Source organism: Streptomyces sp. NPDC043867, from assembly GCF_056435845.1.
Map to the genome: position 1 here is coordinate 1 of NZ_JBWKDS010000092.1, position 1428 is coordinate 1428.

Consider the following 1428-nt stretch of genomic DNA (forward strand, 5'->3'; position numbering starts at 1 on the left):
CAAGGGGCTGGTCACCCAACTCGTCGCCGGCCACACGTGATCGGCCGGACACGGAACATCCGGAAAGGGCGGTTAGGGGCGCCGGGCCGGCAGCAGATCGACCACATAGGTCTCCGCCACCACCTCAGCGGGGAAGATGCCGCGCAGCCGACTGCGTTCGTCCGCGAAGAAGAACGGCTTAGACGCCGTTTCTGATGGCGTGATCGCTCGTTGAGCTGTGCATGGCGGATCTGGTGGAGCGGTTGGTGCCGGACGAGTTGTGGGTGCTGTTCCGGCGGGTGGTCCCGCCGACGGAGGTCATACGACCGCAAGGCGGCGGCCGCCGACGGGCCGGTGACCGCGCATGCCTGGCAGCGATCATCTTCGTGGCCACCTCGGGCTGCACGTGGCGGCAGTTGCCTCCGGTGTTCGGGCCGGCCTGGCCCACCGTCTACCGGCGCTTCGCCCAGTGGAGCCGGGATCGGGTGTGGGCCAGGCTGCACCGCGTCATCCTTGACGAGCTCGGCGTTCGGGGCGAGTTGGACTGGTCGCGGTGTGCGATCGACTCCGTCAGCGTCAGGGCGGCAAAAGGGGGCCACTGACCGGACCGAATCCGACCGACCGCGGCAAGCCGGGATCGAAAATCCACCTGATCACCGACCGAAACGGTGTGCCGCTGTCGCTGGGCATCTCCGGCGCCAACATGCACGACAGCCTCGGCCTGGAACCGCTCGTGCGTGGGATCCCGCCCATCCGCTCCCGCCGCGGCCCGCGCCGCCGGCGTCCGGCCAAGCTCCACGCAGACAAGGGCTACGACTACGACCACCTGCGGAAATGGCTTCGTGAGCGTCGCATCCGCCACCGCATCGCCCGCAAGGGCATCGAGTCGTCCACGCGGCTCGGCCGACACCGCTGGGTCGTCGAGAGAACGGTCTCCTGGCTGGGCGGATGCCGAAGGCTGCACCGCCGTTACGAGCGAAGGGCCGAGCACTTCCTGGCCTTCGTCGGCATCGCCGCAGCCCTCATCAGCTACCGCCGACTCACCAACTGAAACAACGTCTAAGGCCCGGCCACGGCTGCGAAGGCCCCCTCAAAACCCGAAGCTACGACGAAGTGACCGCTTGCTCGCACCCTCCTCGCCGGTCGATCCCACCCCACGGTCACGGCGGAGCGGTCACCGATGCCAACGGCCTCGCAAAGGCAACCTGCCCCTCCCTCCACCGCCTCAGAACCTCAGATGGAAGCCATCGGTTATCCGTGCCTTAAGCGGCGTGTAATGAAGCCTTAGAGACCCAACTTTGGTACGGACCAATAAGGTTACCGACAGTAACCTGTTGTACAACAGTACGGCGGGTCTCCGGCAGCCAACCCGTGTCACCATGACCGATCCGCCCAGAGGACTCGCATGCCGATAAGGCACGGACGACACAGAATCCCGTAGCCGGAGCC

At 66.7% G+C, this 1428-nt stretch carries 1 protein-coding gene; it reads left to right on the forward strand.

The genetic code is table 11. From position 1 onward, the window contains the following. Positions 1 to 221: 221 nt before the first annotated feature. Positions 222 to 1030, forward strand: a protein-coding gene (locus AC069T_RS37965; RefSeq protein ID WP_478787083.1) for an IS5 family transposase whose coding sequence is annotated in 2 segments (ribosomal slippage) — positions 222 to 569 and positions 572 to 1030 — 807 coding nt in all. Because the reading frame shifts where the segments join, the coding sequence is not laid out codon by codon here. Positions 1031 to 1428 lie beyond the last annotated feature (398 nt).